This is a genomic window from Halobellus inordinatus (assembly GCF_024464655.1).
GTDB lineage: Archaea > Halobacteriota > Halobacteria > Halobacteriales > Haloferacaceae > Haloquadratum > Haloquadratum inordinatus.
In genome coordinates this window covers 653,203-668,624 of record NZ_JANHAV010000001.1, presented here as the reverse complement: position 1 = coordinate 668,624, position 15,422 = coordinate 653,203, and the positions used below count along the sequence as shown (strand labels likewise).

Sequence of the window (15,422 nt, the reverse complement as noted above, 5' to 3'; positions counted from 1 at the left end):
AGAATCTGTCCCTCTCCTCGTCTTGCGGTCACCATCTTCCTGCGAGAGACGAGAGATCCGTGACCGTACGTATCAGATACCTAGTGAAATCGGTTACTCGGCGTCGACAATATACCCTCTATGAAGTGGTATCTCCCTTTTCGGAGTCACTCGCTTCCTGCAGAGTCACCGGTTTCCTGCTGCTGTTGGGCCTCTACTTCGTCCGAGTGGGCTTCGCGCCACCAGACCAACTCGAATTCGATGCTCTCTTTCGATTCTGTGCCGCTTTCTGCGGGGTCGGATTCGCCCTCCAGTTTGAACGTCACCGAATCAGTCGGATCCACCTGCATCTGTCGACCACCCAGTTCGAGCGTGAACTCGCTGCCCCCTTCGAGTTGATCTGCCAGGTCTCGGAGGTACGCCGCGACTTCAGCGCGTGTCTTCTCGGATTCGGTTTCGATTTCGGACATAGCTGTATAAACAGGTGACACGATGATGAATGATGGGAGTTTTCCCAGGCCGTAAGAACGCTCGGCGTACCGAATCACCGCTCGAACGCCAGCGAACGAACGCTTTGCGCGCCGGTGTACCTACGAGGATCGATCACAGCAGACGCCACCACTCGGGGTCAAGCCTCCTGCTCCTGCCAGCCCCCGGCGTCGAGGACCGCGAAGAGTTTTCGCCAGTTCTCGTCGTCCTCGGCCTCGGGCAGTTGATTCCGGAGTTGTTGTACGTCCGAGTCTGGCACGAGCGTGCTCACGAGGTCGATGATGACCTGGGCGTGGTACGCGGCGTCGGAGCGCTCGATCCCCTCAACCTCGCTGACCCGGCCGACGAACTCCGTCCAGTCGAACCGCTGGCCGTGCTCGTGGACTGCGCCCGTCAAGTACCACTTGATCTCCATCGGGAGCGAGGCGGCGAGGTCCTCGGCGTTCCCTTCGGGGATCCGCTGTCCGAGCGTCGTCAACGTCGCCCGGATCGCCCGCACTGCTTCGCCCGTCCCGGGGAGTTCGAGTCGGTGCTGCACTTCGCCGGTGAATTCGTCGAAGTTCATAGGAATCGCCCGCCTCAGAGTATGTGAGATCGTCTCATAATTGCTCGCGTAGTTACCATTCGCTTGTGAACGCTGCGGGTGTCGTCGACCTCTCTCGGTGGCGTCGACAGCGAGGATCGAACCGGACGTCGCACTGTCCGATACGGCAGTCAGGGGACTTTCAGATACGCGTAGCCGTCGCTCTGGAGACGTGTGAGTTCGCCGACCCCCGACGGCACGAGTTCGACGTTCGAGAGGAGATCGGACTTGGCGATGTCGTGGCCGCGAACGGAGTTCCGACAGCCGACACACCGGACGCCCGTGCTTCCCAGTCCGCGAATCTTCTCCGAGAGCGGCGCACCGGCCTCGAACAGCCAGATCGCTCCGCCGTTCGCGAGCAAGACCGCGTCGTCGACGTCTGCAGTCTCGTCTTCGAGGAGGTTGCGGACGTTCTGAACCGCGTGTTTCCAGTCGTCGACGTCGCCGCTGGAGACGTGGAATACGACCTGCATACAGGTGCGTACACCGGACACCGTTTAGAAGATTGGTGTCTGCCGACGCCATCGCGACCCCCCGGGACGCCCCGAATGAACAACCGTTTTGCCACTCGACCGCGCTCGAACGTGGTATGCACGCCATCACGAACAGCGGGTGGATCGAGGTCGTCACGGGCTCGATGTTCTCGGGAAAGACCGAGGAGGTCCTCCGTCGACTCCGCCGCGCGGAGATCGCGGGCCAGGAGATCGCGGTGTTCAAGCCCGCCGTCGACGACCGCTACGGCGAGACGACCGTCGGCTCACACGTCGGTCGCCAGTGGGAAGCCTCGGTCGTGCCCAGCGAGGGCGACGGGGTCTGGGAGATCCGAGACCAACTGAACGGGGAAGACGTCGTCGCGGTCGACGAGGCCAACTTCTTCGGCCCGGAACTCGTCGCGGTCTGTCAGCGCCTCGCCGACGACGGCCGGCGCGTGCTCGTCTCCGGCATCGACCAGACGTACCGCGGCGAGCCCTTCGAACCGCTCCCGCAGTTGATGGCCGTCGCCGAGTACGTCGACAAGCTGCAGGCGATCTGTTCGCAGTGCGGCGAACCAGCGACCCGCAATCAGCGGCTCGTCGGCGGCGAACCGGCACACGTCGACGACCCGACGATCGTCGTCGGGGCCGAAGAGTCCTACGAGGCGCGGTGCCGGAACTGTCATACCCTCCGCCGCGACTAATAGAACGTAGAGACGACCGTGACGACCTGGGTAGAGAATCCGAGTGGTGGGCGCGAGCGCGGGCCGCGCGGGGTCGCGCGGGCGTGGATCGAAGTACTCGTTCGACCGCAGCAGTTCTTCCGAAACGGCGTCGCCCCCGGCGATCAAGCGCCCGGACTCGTCTTCGGCGTCGCAGTCGCCGTGGCGTATACGATCGGCCTCTTCTCGTTCGCGCCCGAACGAATCCCGGCGCTCGCCGGCGGACCGGCGGTCTCGGCGCTCATCGCGCTGACGGCCGTCGCGCTCGTGATCGCGCCCGCGACCCTCCACCTGACGGCGGCGCTCCAGACGATCATCCTGATGATCGCCGTGCGTGACCGCGGCGGGGTCAGCGAGACGGTACAGGTGATCGCCTACGCCGCAGCGCCCTGCATTTTCGTCGGGATCCCGTCTGCCCCGCTCCGGCTGGTCTGCACGCTCTATGCGGCCGCGTTGCTCGTCGTGGGGCTCCGAGAGGTCCACGGGACGACCACGGGACGTGCCGTGATCGCGGGCGCCGTTCCGGCGACGCTGCTCTTCGGGTCCGCGTTCGGCGGCGTCGACGCCGCGATGGCCGTCCTCCGGCTCGCGGGGATCATCTGAGAGGGAGTGTCGTCCCCGTTCAGAGATCCTCTCCGCATCGTCCGGCGAGAATCGGTGCAGACGCACGTTACTCCCCTCGAGGAGGCGCGTTCTGGCCGACTGTGATTCTCGCCAGACGCGATTCGCCAGCCGAAACGTCACGAGTGGGATTCGACAATCGTTTTAGGCCCGGACCATTTGATTCGCTCAATGGATTGGATTACGCACGACGAGGACGTTTGGTTCGATTTCAGGGGAGATTCCCCAGAGCAGCTCACGCCGGGACGGTATTACAAGGGTACCGTCGATGGATTCGCGGACTTCGGCGTCTTCGTCGATCTCGCGCCCGGGGTGACCGGGCTTCTGCACCGCAGCGAACTGGACCGCCGGCTGGAGAGTCTCGAGTGGGACGCCGGAGACACCGTCTTCGTTCAGGTGAAGAACGTTCGAAGCAACGGTAACATCGACCTCGGCTGGTCGATCCGACAGTCCGAATCGGAGTTCCGTGGAGCGCGTATTCACGACCCCGACGGCGAGCACGACAACGAGCCGATCGAAGCCGCGGACGACGACTCGGGGTCGGCGCCGGTGAAGAAGACGCCGAAGGGCGTCTCCACGAAGTCGCGGGCCGCGAACGGACAGACCTCGGCCGAGACGGCCGACGGGGCGGCCGACGAAAACGAGAGTACAGCGACCGAGGAGACGACCGAAGCTGATTCGGCCGAAGCGACGAGCGAGGGCGCTGAGGAAACGGAGACCGAGGACGCTTCCGAGACGACCGAGAACGCTGACGCAACCGCGAGCGGAGATGCAGCGGCCGAAGCATCCGAAGACGAGGCCGAACCCGAGCGCGTCACCGTCGAATCGCTCGGCGACCGCGTCGGCGACGTGGTCCGCATCGAGGGCGAAGTCGTCGGCGCGCGACAGACCGGCGGCCCGACGATCTTCGAGGTCCGCGACGAGACGGCCGTCGTCGACTGCGCGGCGTTCGTCGAGGCGGGCGTTCGTGCCTACCCCGACGTCGGCGAGGGCGACGTGATTCGCCTCGACGGGGAGGTCGAACTGCGCCGCGGCGAACTGCAGATCGAGACCGAGGAACTGACTTCGCTCTCCGGCGAGGACGCCGACGCCGTCGAACAGCGACTCGCGGACGCGCTCTCGGAGAAGGCTCGCCCCGAATCGGTCGAGCCGCTGGCGGCACACGAGGCCGTCGACGCCGTCACCGACCAGCTCGCCGACGCCGCCGAAGCGATCCGCGGCGCGGTGCTGCAATCGCGCCCCATCGTCGTCCGCCACGCTGCGACGGCCGACGGCTACGTCGCCGGCGCGGCCATCGAGCGCGCCGTGCTCCCGCTGATCCGTGAGGAGCACGCCCGCGCGGACGCCGAGTACCACTTCTTCACGCGCCGTCCGCTCGACGACCCAGTCTACGGAATGGACGCCGCGACGAACGACGTGACGCGGATGCTCCAGGACAACGAGCGTCACGACGAGAAACTGCCGCTCGTCGTCCTCGTCGGCGTCGGGGGCACTACCGACTCTCTCGACGGCCTCGGCCTGCTCGGCGTCTACGGCGCGTCTCGCGTCGTCGTCGACGCCGAGACGGTCGACACCGAAATCGTCGACGAGGCGAGCGTCCTCGTCTCGCCGAGCCTCACCGACGTCGCCGCCGAGGACCTCTCGACCGGCGCGCTCGGGGCCAACCTCGCCGCCGCCGTCAACGCCGATATGAGCGACGATCTGTCCCATCTCCCCGCAGTGAGCTACTGGGAGGACGCACCGTCGGTGTACGCCGACCTCGCCGCAGACGCCGGCTACGACGCCGACCGGACGCGGAAGCTCCGCGAGGCCGTCGCGCTCGAAGCCTACTACCAGTCCTATCAGGACAAGCGCGAACTCATCACCGACCTCCTGTTCGACGACGACGGCGGCCTCGCCGACCACGTCTCAGAGCAGTTCCGCATCAAACTGGACGACGAGGTCGAGACCGCCGAAGCCAACCTCGAGACGCGCGACGTCGACGGCGTCTCCGTCGCCGTCCTCGACGCTGACTCCTACAGTCACCGCTTCGACTTCCCGCCGACGGCACTGCTCGCCGACGCGCTCCACCGGGGCGCCGACGAGGAGCGAGCAGCGACCGTCGTCTACTCCACGGACGAACTGTTCGTGCGCGCGGCCGACGTCGACGTCCGCGCTGCCGCCGACGCCGCCAGCGAAGCCGTCCCCGAAGGCGGAATCACGGCGGTCGGCATCCGACAGAATCGCATCGAGTTCCTCTCGGGCGCGCGTGAGGACGTCGTCGACGCCGTCGTCGATGCCGTCGCCGATCAGCTCTAAGCCGTAAGCTGGCTTCGCACACGACTCCGCGCACTTTTCCCGTTCTCTCTCGCCTCGACTCCTCGGAGCGACACGCTTAACCCCGAAACGCGACGAGAAACGCCCAATGAAACACCGCTCGCGACGACTCTCGGAGGTGACTCGCTAGTGAGCACGGACGCCGACCCCGAGCCGACAGAGACGGACGCGTTCCGCCGCACTTGCGAGGACCTCGTCGAGCGCATACTCGACGGCGAGGTCGGCCGCGACGACCTCGAATCGGCGAAACTCGACGCCTGTTCGACGCACTCCTCGCCGAAGGTGCCCAAGAACGCGGAGATCCTACAACACGCGCCGGAGAGTCGCCGCGAGGAGGTGAAAGAAGTCGTCCGACGCAAACCCGTTCGGACCGCCTCGGGCGTCTCGCCGGTCGCGATTATGACCTCGCCGCATATGTGCCCGCACGGCAAGTGTCTCTACTGTCCTGGCGGCCCGGCCTCGGAGTTCGACTCCTCGCAGTCGTATACGGGTCACGAACCCGCGGCCGCACGCGGCGAGCAGAACGACTACGACCCGTACGGACAGGTGACGCTCCGACTCGAACAGCTCCGGCACATCGGCCACCCGGTCGACAAGGTCGAACTGATCCTGATGGGCGGGACGATGACCGCCCGCAGCCACGACTACCAGGAGTGGTTCGTCAAGCGCGCTCTGGAGGCGTTGAACGACTACGACCTCGATTCCGAACCCCAGCCGGCCGAAGACCAGTCGTTCAAGCCGGACCCCGAGGAAACCGAGTTCAGCTACGTCGAGGACGTCATCGCCGAGAACGAGACCGCAGACATCCGAAACATCGGGACGACGTTCGAGACGAAGCCCGACTGGTGTGACCCCGAACAGATCGATCGGATGCTCGACCTCGGCGCGACGAAGGTCGAGGTGGGCGTCCAGACGACCTACGAGCGGATCAACAGAGAGATGCACCGCGGCCACGGCGTCCAGGCGTCGATCGACGCCAATCGCCGACTGCGCGACGCCGGGTTCAAGGTCGGCTTCCATATGATGCCGGGGCAACCCGGGATGACGAAGGAGATGATCCTAGAGGACTTCCGGCAACTGTTCGAGCGCGAGGAGTACCGCCCGGACTACCTCAAGATCTACCCGACGCTCGTCGTCCGGGGGACCCGCGTGTACGATCAGTGGCGGCGCGATGAGTTCGAGCCGCTCGGAAACGAGGAGGCCGCAGAGATCGTCAGCGAAGTGATGGGGATGATCCCCGAGTACACGCGCCTCCAGCGCGTCCAACGAGACATTCCCGCCGACTTCATCGATGCGGGGGTCTGGAAGTCGAACCTCCGGCAACTGGCCGCCCAGCGCGCCGAGGAGAAAGGGATCGAGCAGCGCGACATCCGGGCGCGCGAAGCCGGGATGAACGAGGCCGACCCGGACCCAGAGCGGGTCGAACTGAACGCGAAGACCTACCAGGTCGCCGGCGGCACCGAACACTTCCTCGCCTTCGAGGATCCGGTCGAAGACCTACTCGTCGGGTTCTGCCGACTCCGTTTCCCGAACGACCCGGTTCGTCGCGAACTGGAGAACGCGGCGATCGTCCGCGAACTCCACGTCTACGGGAGCGAAGCGGGCATCGGTAGCGGCGAGGGCGAGTGGCAGCACAAAGGCTACGGTCGACGGCTCGTCCGTCGGGCGGAGGAACTCGCCGCCGACGCTGGCTACGACAAACTCGCGATCATCTCGGGCATCGGCGCCCGTGAGTACTACCGGCAGAAGCTCGGCTATCACCAGGACGGACCGTACGTCTCGAAGCGGCTGTCCTGATCGGCCCTCCGGCTGACGCGCCGTGTGGCGAACAGTCGGCACCCGCGTCGACGACGTCCCCGGCGCGCCGCCGTCCGCTTCCACGCCGACGTGCCGAGCGACCGCGACCCGACGTGGGTGAATGTCAGCGCACGGCGTGGCTGCTCCCGTCATCGGATATAAACACCCGGTCGCGACGGATCGTGGCGACTCGTCCGTCTGAGGCGGGCGGCGCGCCTCTGGAGTCGCAAAACGAGCCGACTCTCACTCCCGCGTGGAGTCGCCGTCGTCGTCGAGTGGCTTCGTCATCGACACGTGCGGGATCCCGGCCTCGTAGAACACGTCACCGTGTGCGACGTAGCCGAACTGATCGTAAAAGTCGCGGACGCGGGTCTGTGCGTGGAGCGTGAGCCGTCCGAAACCCTCCTCGCGGGCTCGTTCTTCGACGGCGTCCATTAGCCGAACTCCCCACCCCTCGCCGCGCCGGTCGGCGGCGACGGCGACCCGCTCGACCTTGCCGGTCGGCGCGGCGGCCTCGGCTGCGCTGGCCCCTGCGGAGTCTGTGTCTACGGACGGGACGCGAAAGCGGGCCGCACCGATGGGTTCGCTGTCGTCGTAGGCGACGAAGTGCGTCGCCGCCGCGTCGGGTTCGTCGTGTTCGTCCCACTCGATTTCCTCGTCGACGCCCTGTTCGTCGACGAACACCGCTCGGCGGACTGCGAAGGCGTCCTGTCGTTCGGCAGGAGACGTAGCGACGAAGACGCCGGTTCGACCGGCGTCGGTCTGTTCGCCGTCGGAAGCGCTGTCCTCGGCTGTGTCGCTCTCGGAGGTCACAGGAACACGAACGGAAGCCGAACGACTGAGCGTTTCGGATCAGTCCGGACGTTGGGTCGCCACATCCCAAACTCAAAAAGTGAGCGTCACGCTCACGAGCGTAGCAATTCGCCCGAGCGAACCCGGGCAGAATGATGTGCCGTCGTGTTAGTCGCCGAGGCGACTACAAGCCGGTATTAGTTACGAACGAGGTTCGTCGCGCGCGGGCCCTTCGGCGAGGACTCGATTTCGAAGTCGACGTCCTGACCCTCTTCGAGGTCCGGGCCGCCGACATCCTCCATGTGGAAGAACACGTCGTCGTCAGAGTCGTCAGTCGAGATGAAACCGTAGCCGCCAGTGTCGTTGAAGAAGTCAACCTTACCGTTTGCCATTGCAAACAAACGTACACCCCACCCACGGATAACACTTGTGAGGGTCGCGGTACCACGACGGTCACGAGCCGAACGGTACAGTAGCGACTGACGGGATCGGTCGGCGCTAAAGAAATGTCGGGGTGTACGAGTCGTCGCTTACTCGAAGAGTTCGACAGCCTGCTCGTAGCGGGCGCTGGGTTCTTCCCAGTCGACGACCTCGAAGAAGTTCTCGACGAAGTCGCCGCGGGCCGGACCGTAGTCGTGGTAGTACGAGTGCTCCCAGACGTCCAGCGCGAGCACCGGATGGCTGCCCCAGAGCGCGCCCTGGTCGTGCTTGTCGACGACCACGTTGCGCAGTTGGTTCGAGAACGAGTCGTAGACGAGAAGCGCCCAACCGCTCGCGGCGGACGCCGCTGCCTCGAACTCGCCCTTCCAGGCTTCATAAGAGCCGAAGTCCTCCTCGATTCGGTCCGCGAGCGCTCCGGACGGCCCGTCGCCGCCCTCCGGCGACATACTCTGCCAGAACAGGTCGTGGAGGATGTGACCGCTGCCGTTGTGAGTCACGTTGCGGATCGCACCGGCAGACGAGGAGAAGTCGCCCGCCTCACGGTTCTCTTCGAGCGTCTCCTCGGCCGCGTTCCAGCCGTTTACGTAGCCCTGGTGGTGGGTGTCGTGATGCCACGTCAGGACCTGTTCGGAGATGTGCGGCTCGAGCGCGTCGTAATCGTACGGAAGGGGATCGAGTTCGTAGCTCATAATTGGACCTCCGTTCCTTACCACGGACGGATTCCTGTTAAACGTTAAGAGAGGTATGTTAACACGAATTTCCTACTGGCCTGACCGGTCTGTTTCGCGACCGATTCGGGTGCGCTTCCCGTTCTGCGGTACGGTTGAGTGAGATACGCATTACTACAGGAGAGACACCACGCATCGTTTCAGACGAAGCGCTCACGAGCGTGGTACTCCGGAATCAAAGCAATAATAACTCAAGTACTTAAAATAATAATTGAGTGGTGGAGACAATATAATGCACCGAAGAACGACCCATTGTGACTTCGCCGACGCGGGAACTGTATCGAAACCGGATCTGCGACTCGTCTCGTCCTACGCGGGCGCTCGCCCGTTCGCTGTCACGGGGGCGGGTGTGCGATGACGGCGTTCACGCCGATCGGCCGAGTCGACTCGCCGTTCGAGCGCCCCGCCGACGAAACGGAGGGGACGATCGTCGTCGACGAGGAGTACGCCGCGGGCCTCGACGGCCTCGAGGACTTCTCGCACATCGTGATCCTCGCACACTTAGATCAGATCGACGACTATCACCTCCGCGCCCGGCCGCCGCACGCCGAGGGCGTCGAAGTCGGCGTGTTCGCGACGCGGAGTCCGCACCGGCCGAACCCGATCGCACAGACCGTCGTCGAACTGCTGGAGCGGGACGGAAACCGTCTCCACGTCCGCGGACTGGACCTCGCCGACGGGACGCCCGTCCTCGACATCAAGCCGTACGTGCCTACGGTGTCCGAAGACGAGGACCTCGCGCTCGGCTGGCTCGACGAGCGGTAGCGCGCTCGCCGTCCTATTGGCCGTTCGCTTTCCCCGAGCTGTCTCTCCTCATAATGATTACTCTCGTCTCTTACCGCCGACCATCGCCTCCGGGAGTGGCGCTCGGCGGTAAACAGTGAGAGTAATCACTATCAGTCCTCGCCGCGCGCGGCCTCGAACATCGCCAGCGTCGCCTCGCGACGCTCGCTGTGGTCGACGATCGGTTCGGGGTACTCGACGTCGATGCCGGCCCGCTGCGTCGGTGAGAGTTCGTGCCACTCGTGGATCAACTCGGCGTCGACGTCACGGAGTTCCGGCACGTACTCCTTGATGTACTCGGCGTCGGGGTCGTAGCGTTCGCCCTGCGTCATCGGATTGAAGATCCGGAAGTACGGCTGAGCGTCGGTTCCCGTCGACGCCGCCCACTGCCAGCCACCGTTGTCGTTTGCGGTGTCGTGGTCCGCGAGATACTCCCGGAAGTGATCGTAACCCTCTCGCCAGTCGATCTGCAGATCCTTCGTGAGGAACGACGCGACGATCATACGGACGCGGTTGTGCATATACGCCTCCGCTTTGAGTTGTCGCATCCCGGCGTCGACGATCGGATAGCCAGTCTCGCCGTCCTTCCACGCCTGCAACTCGTCGGGGTCGTTTCGCCACTCGATGTCGTGTTCGTACGCTCGGAAATTCTCGGTCACGACCTCCGGATTGAAAAAGAGGACGTGCGCGTAGAACTCCCGCCAGGCGAGTTGGGACTGGAACTCCTCGACCGACTCGACCTGGTCGTCGGTGCCGCGCTCTCGCGCCTCGGCCGTCGCTTCGTACACCTCGCGGATGCCGATCGTGCCGAACTTCAAGTCCGTCGAGAGGTGTGAGACCGCTTCGCGGGTCGGGTAGTCTCGATCCTCCTCGTAGCGGTAGATGCCGTCCTCACAGAACTCAGAGACGCGGTCGCGGGCGGCTGCAGTTCCGGCAGACTGGACGTCTGCGCCCGGTTCCTCGAAGCCGAGTTCTTCGATCGTCGGGAGCGCCTCGCCGGTGACGTCCGCGAGTGCGTCGGCCCCGGGTGCGGCGATCGGGTCGGGCTTCTCGCGGTCGCGCCACTTCTTCCAGAAATAGGTGTAGACGGAGTAGGGATCACCGTCGTTGGTCGTGATCGACCCGGGTTTGTGGAAGATAGCGTCGTGAAACGACTCCCGGTCGACGTCGCGCTCGTTCAGCGCGCGCCTGACGCGGGCGTCGCGCTCGCGGGCGAGTCCGGAGTAGTCTTTGTTCCAGACGACGCGCTCGGCGTCGTACTCCGCGGCGAGGTCTGAAAGCACCGCCGCGGGGTCGCCGTGTGCGACGACGAGATCCGAGTCGCGCTCGCGGTACCACGCCCGCAACGCGGCCAGGGCGTCAAGCAGATAGCGGACGCGGGCATCGCCGGCGTGATCGAGGACCGTATCGTCGAAGACGAACACGGGAACGACGCCCGAATCGGGGTCGTCGCGGGCGGCGTCCCCCACGGCGTCGGCAGCCGCCGTGAGCGCACGGTTGTCCACCGCGCGGAGGTCCCGTCGGTGCCAGTGAATCTGCATACCGACACGTCGAACGCCCCCGCCGTCAACGTATCGGCAGTCCTGCCCGGTCGGCTGGCGAAGCGCGAACGCCTACGAGAGCGCGAGCGGATCGATGTCGTCGCGGCGGCCGTCGAGAACCGCGAAGCGCTCGTCCCGTCGACGTTCGAGCAGGTGGAGCAGCCGCTCGGCCCAGCGGAGTTTCTTCGCCTTCGACGGTGAGACGCTCGGGTCGTCGAAGTCCCACCCGACGAAGCGGAGTTCCGCTGCGCCGAATTCGTCCGCGATGAACGCCGCGCGGTCGCCGTCGGTGAAGCCGCCGAAGTTGTAGACGGCGTCAGTCGGAGCCGCCTGCGTCGTCGCGACGACGTGCTCGTGTGCCAACTGCGGCGCCCACTCCTCTACGAGCGGGACGTTGTCGCCGTGGGCGTGTGCGGCGACGGGTGTCCCCGCCTTGGTCAGCTCACGGGCTGTTTCAGGGTTCTTGTCGAGGTCCGTGACGAAGAGGTCGACGTCGTAGCCGGCGTCGCGGACGACGTCCGCGGCCGTCGAGGCGGCGACGACCCTGTCGGCGTCGGCGACGCGGTCGACTGCCTCTGGAAGTGACGGCGCGGCACCGACGACGGCGACGACCTCGCCGTCGTAGTCCAGTCGGTCGAAATCGAACGGCGTCGCATACGCGGCGAGCACGTCGCGGGCGCGCTCGTCGCCGTCGCGTGGATACCCGAAGTCGGTCAGGATCGATTCGTAGATCGGCTCCCAGGTTTCGAAGCGCATAGCTATCGCTCCCGAGCGTTACGGTACGAGCCGGAATGGCACCAAGTACCCCTACCCGCGTGCCCTTCCGGCTTCCAGTGGACCGGTTTCAATCGGTCCGTCATAAGCTTTCCCGTGTTCTGACGCGTCTGACGGGAAGACACACGGCGTCTGACGCGCGTCTGCCGTCGGTTCGGTCAGCCCACACGGAACGTTGTCTCATTTATGCTATGTGTTCGGCGATCGTTTCGAGCGCCCCGGTGAGCCCGTCCGTGCCGCCCGTGAGCGCGCCGGCGATTCCCGCAAGCGCGCCGACCGTGCCGAAGAGGAGGACAGTCCGTCCCGTCTCCCCGTCGCGGTCAGTGGCGCCGGGAGTTCCGTTCCCGTCGGCGAGCACGGACTGACCGTCGTCGACTGTCGCGCCCGAAACCACAGTCGCGCCCCGCTCGGCGGCCGCCGTCGAGAGCGCGCCCACGTCGGCGTCGGAGAGGCTGTCGAGTTCGAACACCCGCACGACGGAATCGGTCGACACTGCTTCGGCGTCGGCGACGCCCACCCGGTCGAGGTGGCGTTCGGCCTCGCGGGGCGTCGTCACGTCGAGCTCCTCGATCGAAACGTCGCCGGCGTCGCGTTCGCGGACCCGGTCGCGGGCGAACTCGTGCCCGATCAGCGCGGCGTCGCGCGTCTCCGTGACGTCGTGCGTTCGGATCACGTGCGCGCCGCGCTCGACGGCCATCGACGTCGCCGCCAGCGAGACAGGGAGAGCTTCCTCGGTCGAGCGGCCCGCAATCGAGCGGAGGAAGTTCTTGCGGTTGATCGAGACGAGGATCGGGTAGCCGAGCCCGCGGAACTCCCGGAGCCGGCGGAACGTCTCGCGGTCGTCTGCGAGCGTCTTCTCCTCGGACCAGCCGCCGAAGGCCGGGTCGACGAGCGTCTTGTCGGTGAAGCCGTTCAGCGAGAGCGCGTCGTAGATGTCGTCGACCTCCTCGATCGCGCCCGGACGCTCTAGGTCCGGCGGCGACGCCATCTTCGCGACCGCGACGTCGTAGTCCGCACAGACGCGCGGCATTTCCGGGTCGGCGAAGCCGCAGATGTCGTTGACCATATCGAAGCCGCGCGAGAGTGCTGCGTCGGCGACCTCGTGATAGCGCGTCTCGATCGAGAAGACGGCGTCGCCGGAGACGCTTTCGAGCGTCTCGACGGCGGTGTCGAGCCGTTCGAGTTCCTGCTCGGCGGAGAGCACCTCGAAGCGCTTGTTCGCGGATTCGAGGCCGACGTCGACGATGTCTGCGCCCTGATCGATGAGTTCCTCGTCGACGTAGGCGGCGGCTTCACCCGGGTCGTCGAAGACGCTCGGGTCGTAGGGCGACTCCTTCGAGACGTTCAGGACTCCCATAATCCGCGGCGGGTGCTCGTCCCCGATCGGCAGACCGGCGGCGTCCACAGTTCGCATACTCTGAGGAGGGACGGGAGACACATATACTGTCTGGCAGCGGCTTCTCGGCGGGACTTTTGACGCGGCAGCGAGAACGGGGTCGTATGCCCAAGCCGAAGGACGATTTCGACACGCTGTATCCGTACCGCCTCTACGAACCGACCGAGGTTCTCGACTCCGAGTTGATGTACACGGTCCCGGAGATCGCACGGCTGTTGCAGGGGCTCGATCCGGACGTCGAACTCGACGCCGACACCGAAGACCGCGTCGTCGCGTGGACGATCCCGTGGCTGATGACGCACGCCGAAGAGTTGGTGATCAACGATCCCGTCGGCGACGAACCCGGCTACTTCGGCGTCGCCAGCGAGGACCGACCTGTAGAAGAGATTCCCGACGACGCCGACGTGTAGCGGGCGGACTGCGTCTGCCGCGCCGTCGCGTCCGTCTCACATCCGTGCGGCCCGCGCGGCGAGTTCGACGTCGTCGATCGGACGCTCCGTGATGCTGGGGCCGTGGCCGACGTGGAGCGCCGCGAGGTCGTCGTCGAGCGTATCGAGGAGCGCGTCGATGCTCCGGATCAGCGTCTCGCGATCGCCACCCTCGAGGTCGGTTCGGCCGAACCCGCCGTTCTCGAAGACGAGGTCGCCGGCGAAGCAGACGCCGGCCTCGCGAGCGTACAAGCAGAGGTGGTCCGGCTTGTGTCCCGGCGTGTGGAGTGCCACGTAGTCGTCGTCGCCGATCTGGACCGTCTCGCCGTCGGCGATGGCGTTGTCGACGTACTCGTTCTCGGGATCGTACCCCCACGTCTCGACGTCGAACGCCTCGCGGATCGCCGGGAGGTTCTTGACGTGGTCGGGGTGCGTGTGCGTGAGGTAGACGCGGTCGAGTTCGTCCACCTGCGCTTCGATGCGCGCGACGACGTCGAAGTTCGCGCCCGCGTCGACGAGCGCCGTCGTCTCGCCGGTGACGAGAAAGACGTTCGAGGTGAACGCTCGGACGCCGCTCGCGAGATTCTGAATCATAGCCCCGGCTAGGCGGTGGGCCGACTTGCCTCTTTCCGATCGGACGGGACGACTGGCCGCCGCCTCTCCAGTGGATTCGTTCGAGCCAATCCCGGGACGGGTCCGGGAATTTTTGTGTCCGCACGCCCAGCCGTGGGTATGTACCGGAAGGGGCACTACGGGGTCTCGCTGCTCGTCTTCGCGCCGCTGGCGTTCGTTCTCGTCACGCTCGGCCGCGCGGATCTCGCGGTCGTCACGGGGGGCATAATGCTGTGGCTGACGATGTTGCCCGACGTCGATCACCGCCTTCCGGGGATTCCGCACCGCGGGCCGACGCACTCGCTCGTCTTCGCCGCGCTCGTCGGCGCCGTCTTCGGTGGCGTGGGTGTCGCGCTGACGACGGTCGCGACCGGTAGTACGCCGTCGTTCGCGACCGTCGCCAGTGGAGCCTCGCTCGCGGCGGTCGGATTCGCGACTGGGGTGCTCACCGTCGTCGCGCACCTGGTCGGCGATGCGCTCACGCCGGCGGGCGTCAACTTCTTCTGGCCGTTCTCCGATCGCACGTACACGCTCGGACTCTGGCGCGCGGACAACACGATCGCAAATTACGGGCTGTTTGCGGTCGGAATTTTCGCGACGGGAGCGGCCGCCTACCTCGCTCTCGCGGTCTGAGGCGGGTTGCCGTCCCACACGGATGCTTCGCGAGCCGATCTCGGCTTCCGTCTCAGGATTGCGACACAAGGCTTATTTATCACCTTCGCGTTTTTGGGATTGCAATGGCGAAAGGAACGGTTGCGTTCTTTAACGACACAGGCGGTTACGGTTTCATCGAGAGCGAGGATTCTGACGAGGACGTCTTCTTCCACATGGAGGACGTCGGCGGTCCGGACCTCGAAGAAGGACAGGAAGTGGAGTTCGACATCGAGCAGGCCGACAAGGGCCCGCGCGCGACGAACCTCCAGCGCCTGTAAGGACGCACCACGATA

At 65.6% G+C, this 15,422-nt stretch carries 18 protein-coding genes; 8 read left to right on the top strand and 10 right to left on the bottom strand.

Going from position 1 to position 15,422, the window contains the following annotated elements; genetic code table 11:
- Window positions 1-146: 146 nt before the first annotated feature.
- The 3 genes from NO347_RS03440 to NO347_RS03430 form a co-directional block, all read right to left on the bottom strand.
- A complete protein-coding gene (locus NO347_RS03440; protein WP_256288267.1) occupies window positions 147-449 on the bottom strand; it encodes an amphi-Trp domain-containing protein in 303 nt (100 codons plus the stop codon).
- 158 nt (window positions 450-607) lie between these two features.
- Entirely contained in the window at window positions 608-1,033 is a 426-nt protein-coding gene (locus NO347_RS03435; protein WP_256288266.1) for a DUF2267 domain-containing protein, read from the bottom strand.
- Between the two features lie 149 nt (window positions 1,034-1,182).
- Window positions 1,183-1,524, bottom strand: coding sequence for a DsrE family protein (locus NO347_RS03430; RefSeq protein WP_121568339.1), 342 nt, complete (start codon window positions 1,522-1,524; stop codon window positions 1,183-1,185).
- 116 nt (window positions 1,525-1,640) lie between these two features.
- Between NO347_RS03430 and NO347_RS03425 the strand changes: the two genes are divergently transcribed.
- The 4 genes from NO347_RS03425 (at window position 1,641) to NO347_RS03410 (ending at window position 6,980) form a co-directional block, all read left to right on the top strand.
- Window positions 1,641-2,228, top strand: a complete 588-nt coding sequence (locus NO347_RS03425; RefSeq protein WP_256288265.1) for a thymidine kinase — start codon at window positions 1,641-1,643, stop codon at window positions 2,226-2,228.
- Between the two features lie 18 nt (window positions 2,229-2,246).
- Window positions 2,247-2,849: a YIP1 family protein gene (locus NO347_RS03420; RefSeq protein ID WP_256288264.1), complete on the top strand. Its 603-nt coding sequence runs from the start codon at window positions 2,247-2,249 to the stop codon at window positions 2,847-2,849.
- A gap of 189 nt (window positions 2,850-3,038) precedes the next feature.
- Complete coding sequence (locus tag NO347_RS03415; protein WP_256288261.1) at window positions 3,039-5,165, top strand: OB-fold nucleic acid binding domain-containing protein; 2,127 nt, start codon at window positions 3,039-3,041, stop codon at window positions 5,163-5,165.
- Between the two features lie 147 nt (window positions 5,166-5,312).
- Window positions 5,313-6,980 carry a tRNA uridine(34) 5-carboxymethylaminomethyl modification radical SAM/GNAT enzyme Elp3 gene (locus tag NO347_RS03410; protein WP_256288260.1) on the top strand — a complete coding sequence of 556 codons (1,668 nt, stop codon included), beginning with the start codon at window positions 5,313-5,315 and terminating at the stop codon, window positions 6,978-6,980.
- A 243-nt stretch (window positions 6,981-7,223) separates the two neighbouring features.
- Here NO347_RS03410 and NO347_RS03405 read toward each other — a convergent pair whose 3' ends face one another.
- The 3 genes from NO347_RS03405 to sod form a co-directional block, all read right to left on the bottom strand.
- A complete protein-coding gene (locus tag NO347_RS03405) occupies window positions 7,224-7,793 on the bottom strand; it encodes a GNAT family N-acetyltransferase (protein WP_256288259.1) in 570 nt (189 codons plus the stop codon).
- Between the two features lie 176 nt (window positions 7,794-7,969).
- Window positions 7,970-8,164, bottom strand: coding sequence for a cold-shock protein (locus NO347_RS03400; RefSeq protein WP_049984818.1), 195 nt, complete (start codon window positions 8,162-8,164; stop codon window positions 7,970-7,972).
- Between the two features lie 138 nt (window positions 8,165-8,302).
- Window positions 8,303-8,902: a superoxide dismutase gene (sod, locus tag NO347_RS03395; RefSeq protein ID WP_256288258.1), complete on the bottom strand. Its 600-nt coding sequence runs from the start codon at window positions 8,900-8,902 to the stop codon at window positions 8,303-8,305.
- 393 nt (window positions 8,903-9,295) lie between these two features.
- Here sod and tsaA point away from each other — a divergent pair, with 393 nt between their 5' ends.
- Window positions 9,296-9,706 carry a tRNA (N6-threonylcarbamoyladenosine(37)-N6)-methyltransferase TrmO gene (gene tsaA / locus NO347_RS03390; protein ID WP_256288257.1) on the top strand — a complete coding sequence of 137 codons (411 nt, stop codon included), beginning with the start codon at window positions 9,296-9,298 and terminating at the stop codon, window positions 9,704-9,706.
- A 131-nt stretch (window positions 9,707-9,837) separates the two neighbouring features.
- On the opposite strand, the gene NO347_RS03385 is transcribed toward tsaA, so the two are convergent.
- The 3 genes from NO347_RS03385 to folP form a co-directional block, all read right to left on the bottom strand.
- A complete protein-coding gene (locus NO347_RS03385; RefSeq protein WP_256288256.1) occupies window positions 9,838-11,265 on the bottom strand; it encodes a cryptochrome/photolyase family protein in 1,428 nt (475 codons plus the stop codon).
- A 72-nt stretch (window positions 11,266-11,337) separates the two neighbouring features.
- A complete protein-coding gene (locus NO347_RS03380; protein ID WP_256288255.1) occupies window positions 11,338-12,021 on the bottom strand; it encodes a 6-hydroxymethylpterin diphosphokinase MptE-like protein in 684 nt (227 codons plus the stop codon).
- A gap of 202 nt (window positions 12,022-12,223) precedes the next feature.
- Entirely contained in the window at window positions 12,224-13,453 is a 1,230-nt protein-coding gene (gene folP, locus NO347_RS03375; protein WP_256288254.1) for a dihydropteroate synthase, read from the bottom strand.
- Between the two features lie 86 nt (window positions 13,454-13,539).
- Here folP and NO347_RS03370 point away from each other — a divergent pair, with 86 nt between their 5' ends.
- A complete protein-coding gene (locus NO347_RS03370) occupies window positions 13,540-13,845 on the top strand; it encodes a DUF5827 family protein (protein ID WP_256288253.1) in 306 nt (101 codons plus the stop codon).
- A 36-nt stretch (window positions 13,846-13,881) separates the two neighbouring features.
- Here NO347_RS03370 and NO347_RS03365 read toward each other — a convergent pair whose 3' ends face one another.
- Entirely contained in the window at window positions 13,882-14,457 is a 576-nt protein-coding gene (locus tag NO347_RS03365) for an MBL fold metallo-hydrolase (RefSeq protein WP_256288252.1), read from the bottom strand.
- Between the two features lie 138 nt (window positions 14,458-14,595).
- On the opposite strand from NO347_RS03365, the gene NO347_RS03360 reads away from it, so the two are divergent.
- Together NO347_RS03360 and NO347_RS03355 are read left to right on the top strand one after the other, a co-directional pair.
- Window positions 14,596-15,108, top strand: coding sequence for a metal-dependent hydrolase (locus NO347_RS03360; RefSeq protein WP_256288251.1), 513 nt, complete (start codon window positions 14,596-14,598; stop codon window positions 15,106-15,108).
- Window positions 15,109-15,212: 104 nt separating this feature from the next.
- The gene (locus NO347_RS03355; protein ID WP_121558331.1) at window positions 15,213-15,407 is read left to right on the top strand and encodes a cold-shock protein; all 195 of its coding nucleotides are present in this window, start codon (window positions 15,213-15,215) and stop codon (window positions 15,405-15,407) included.
- Window positions 15,408-15,422 lie beyond the last annotated feature (15 nt).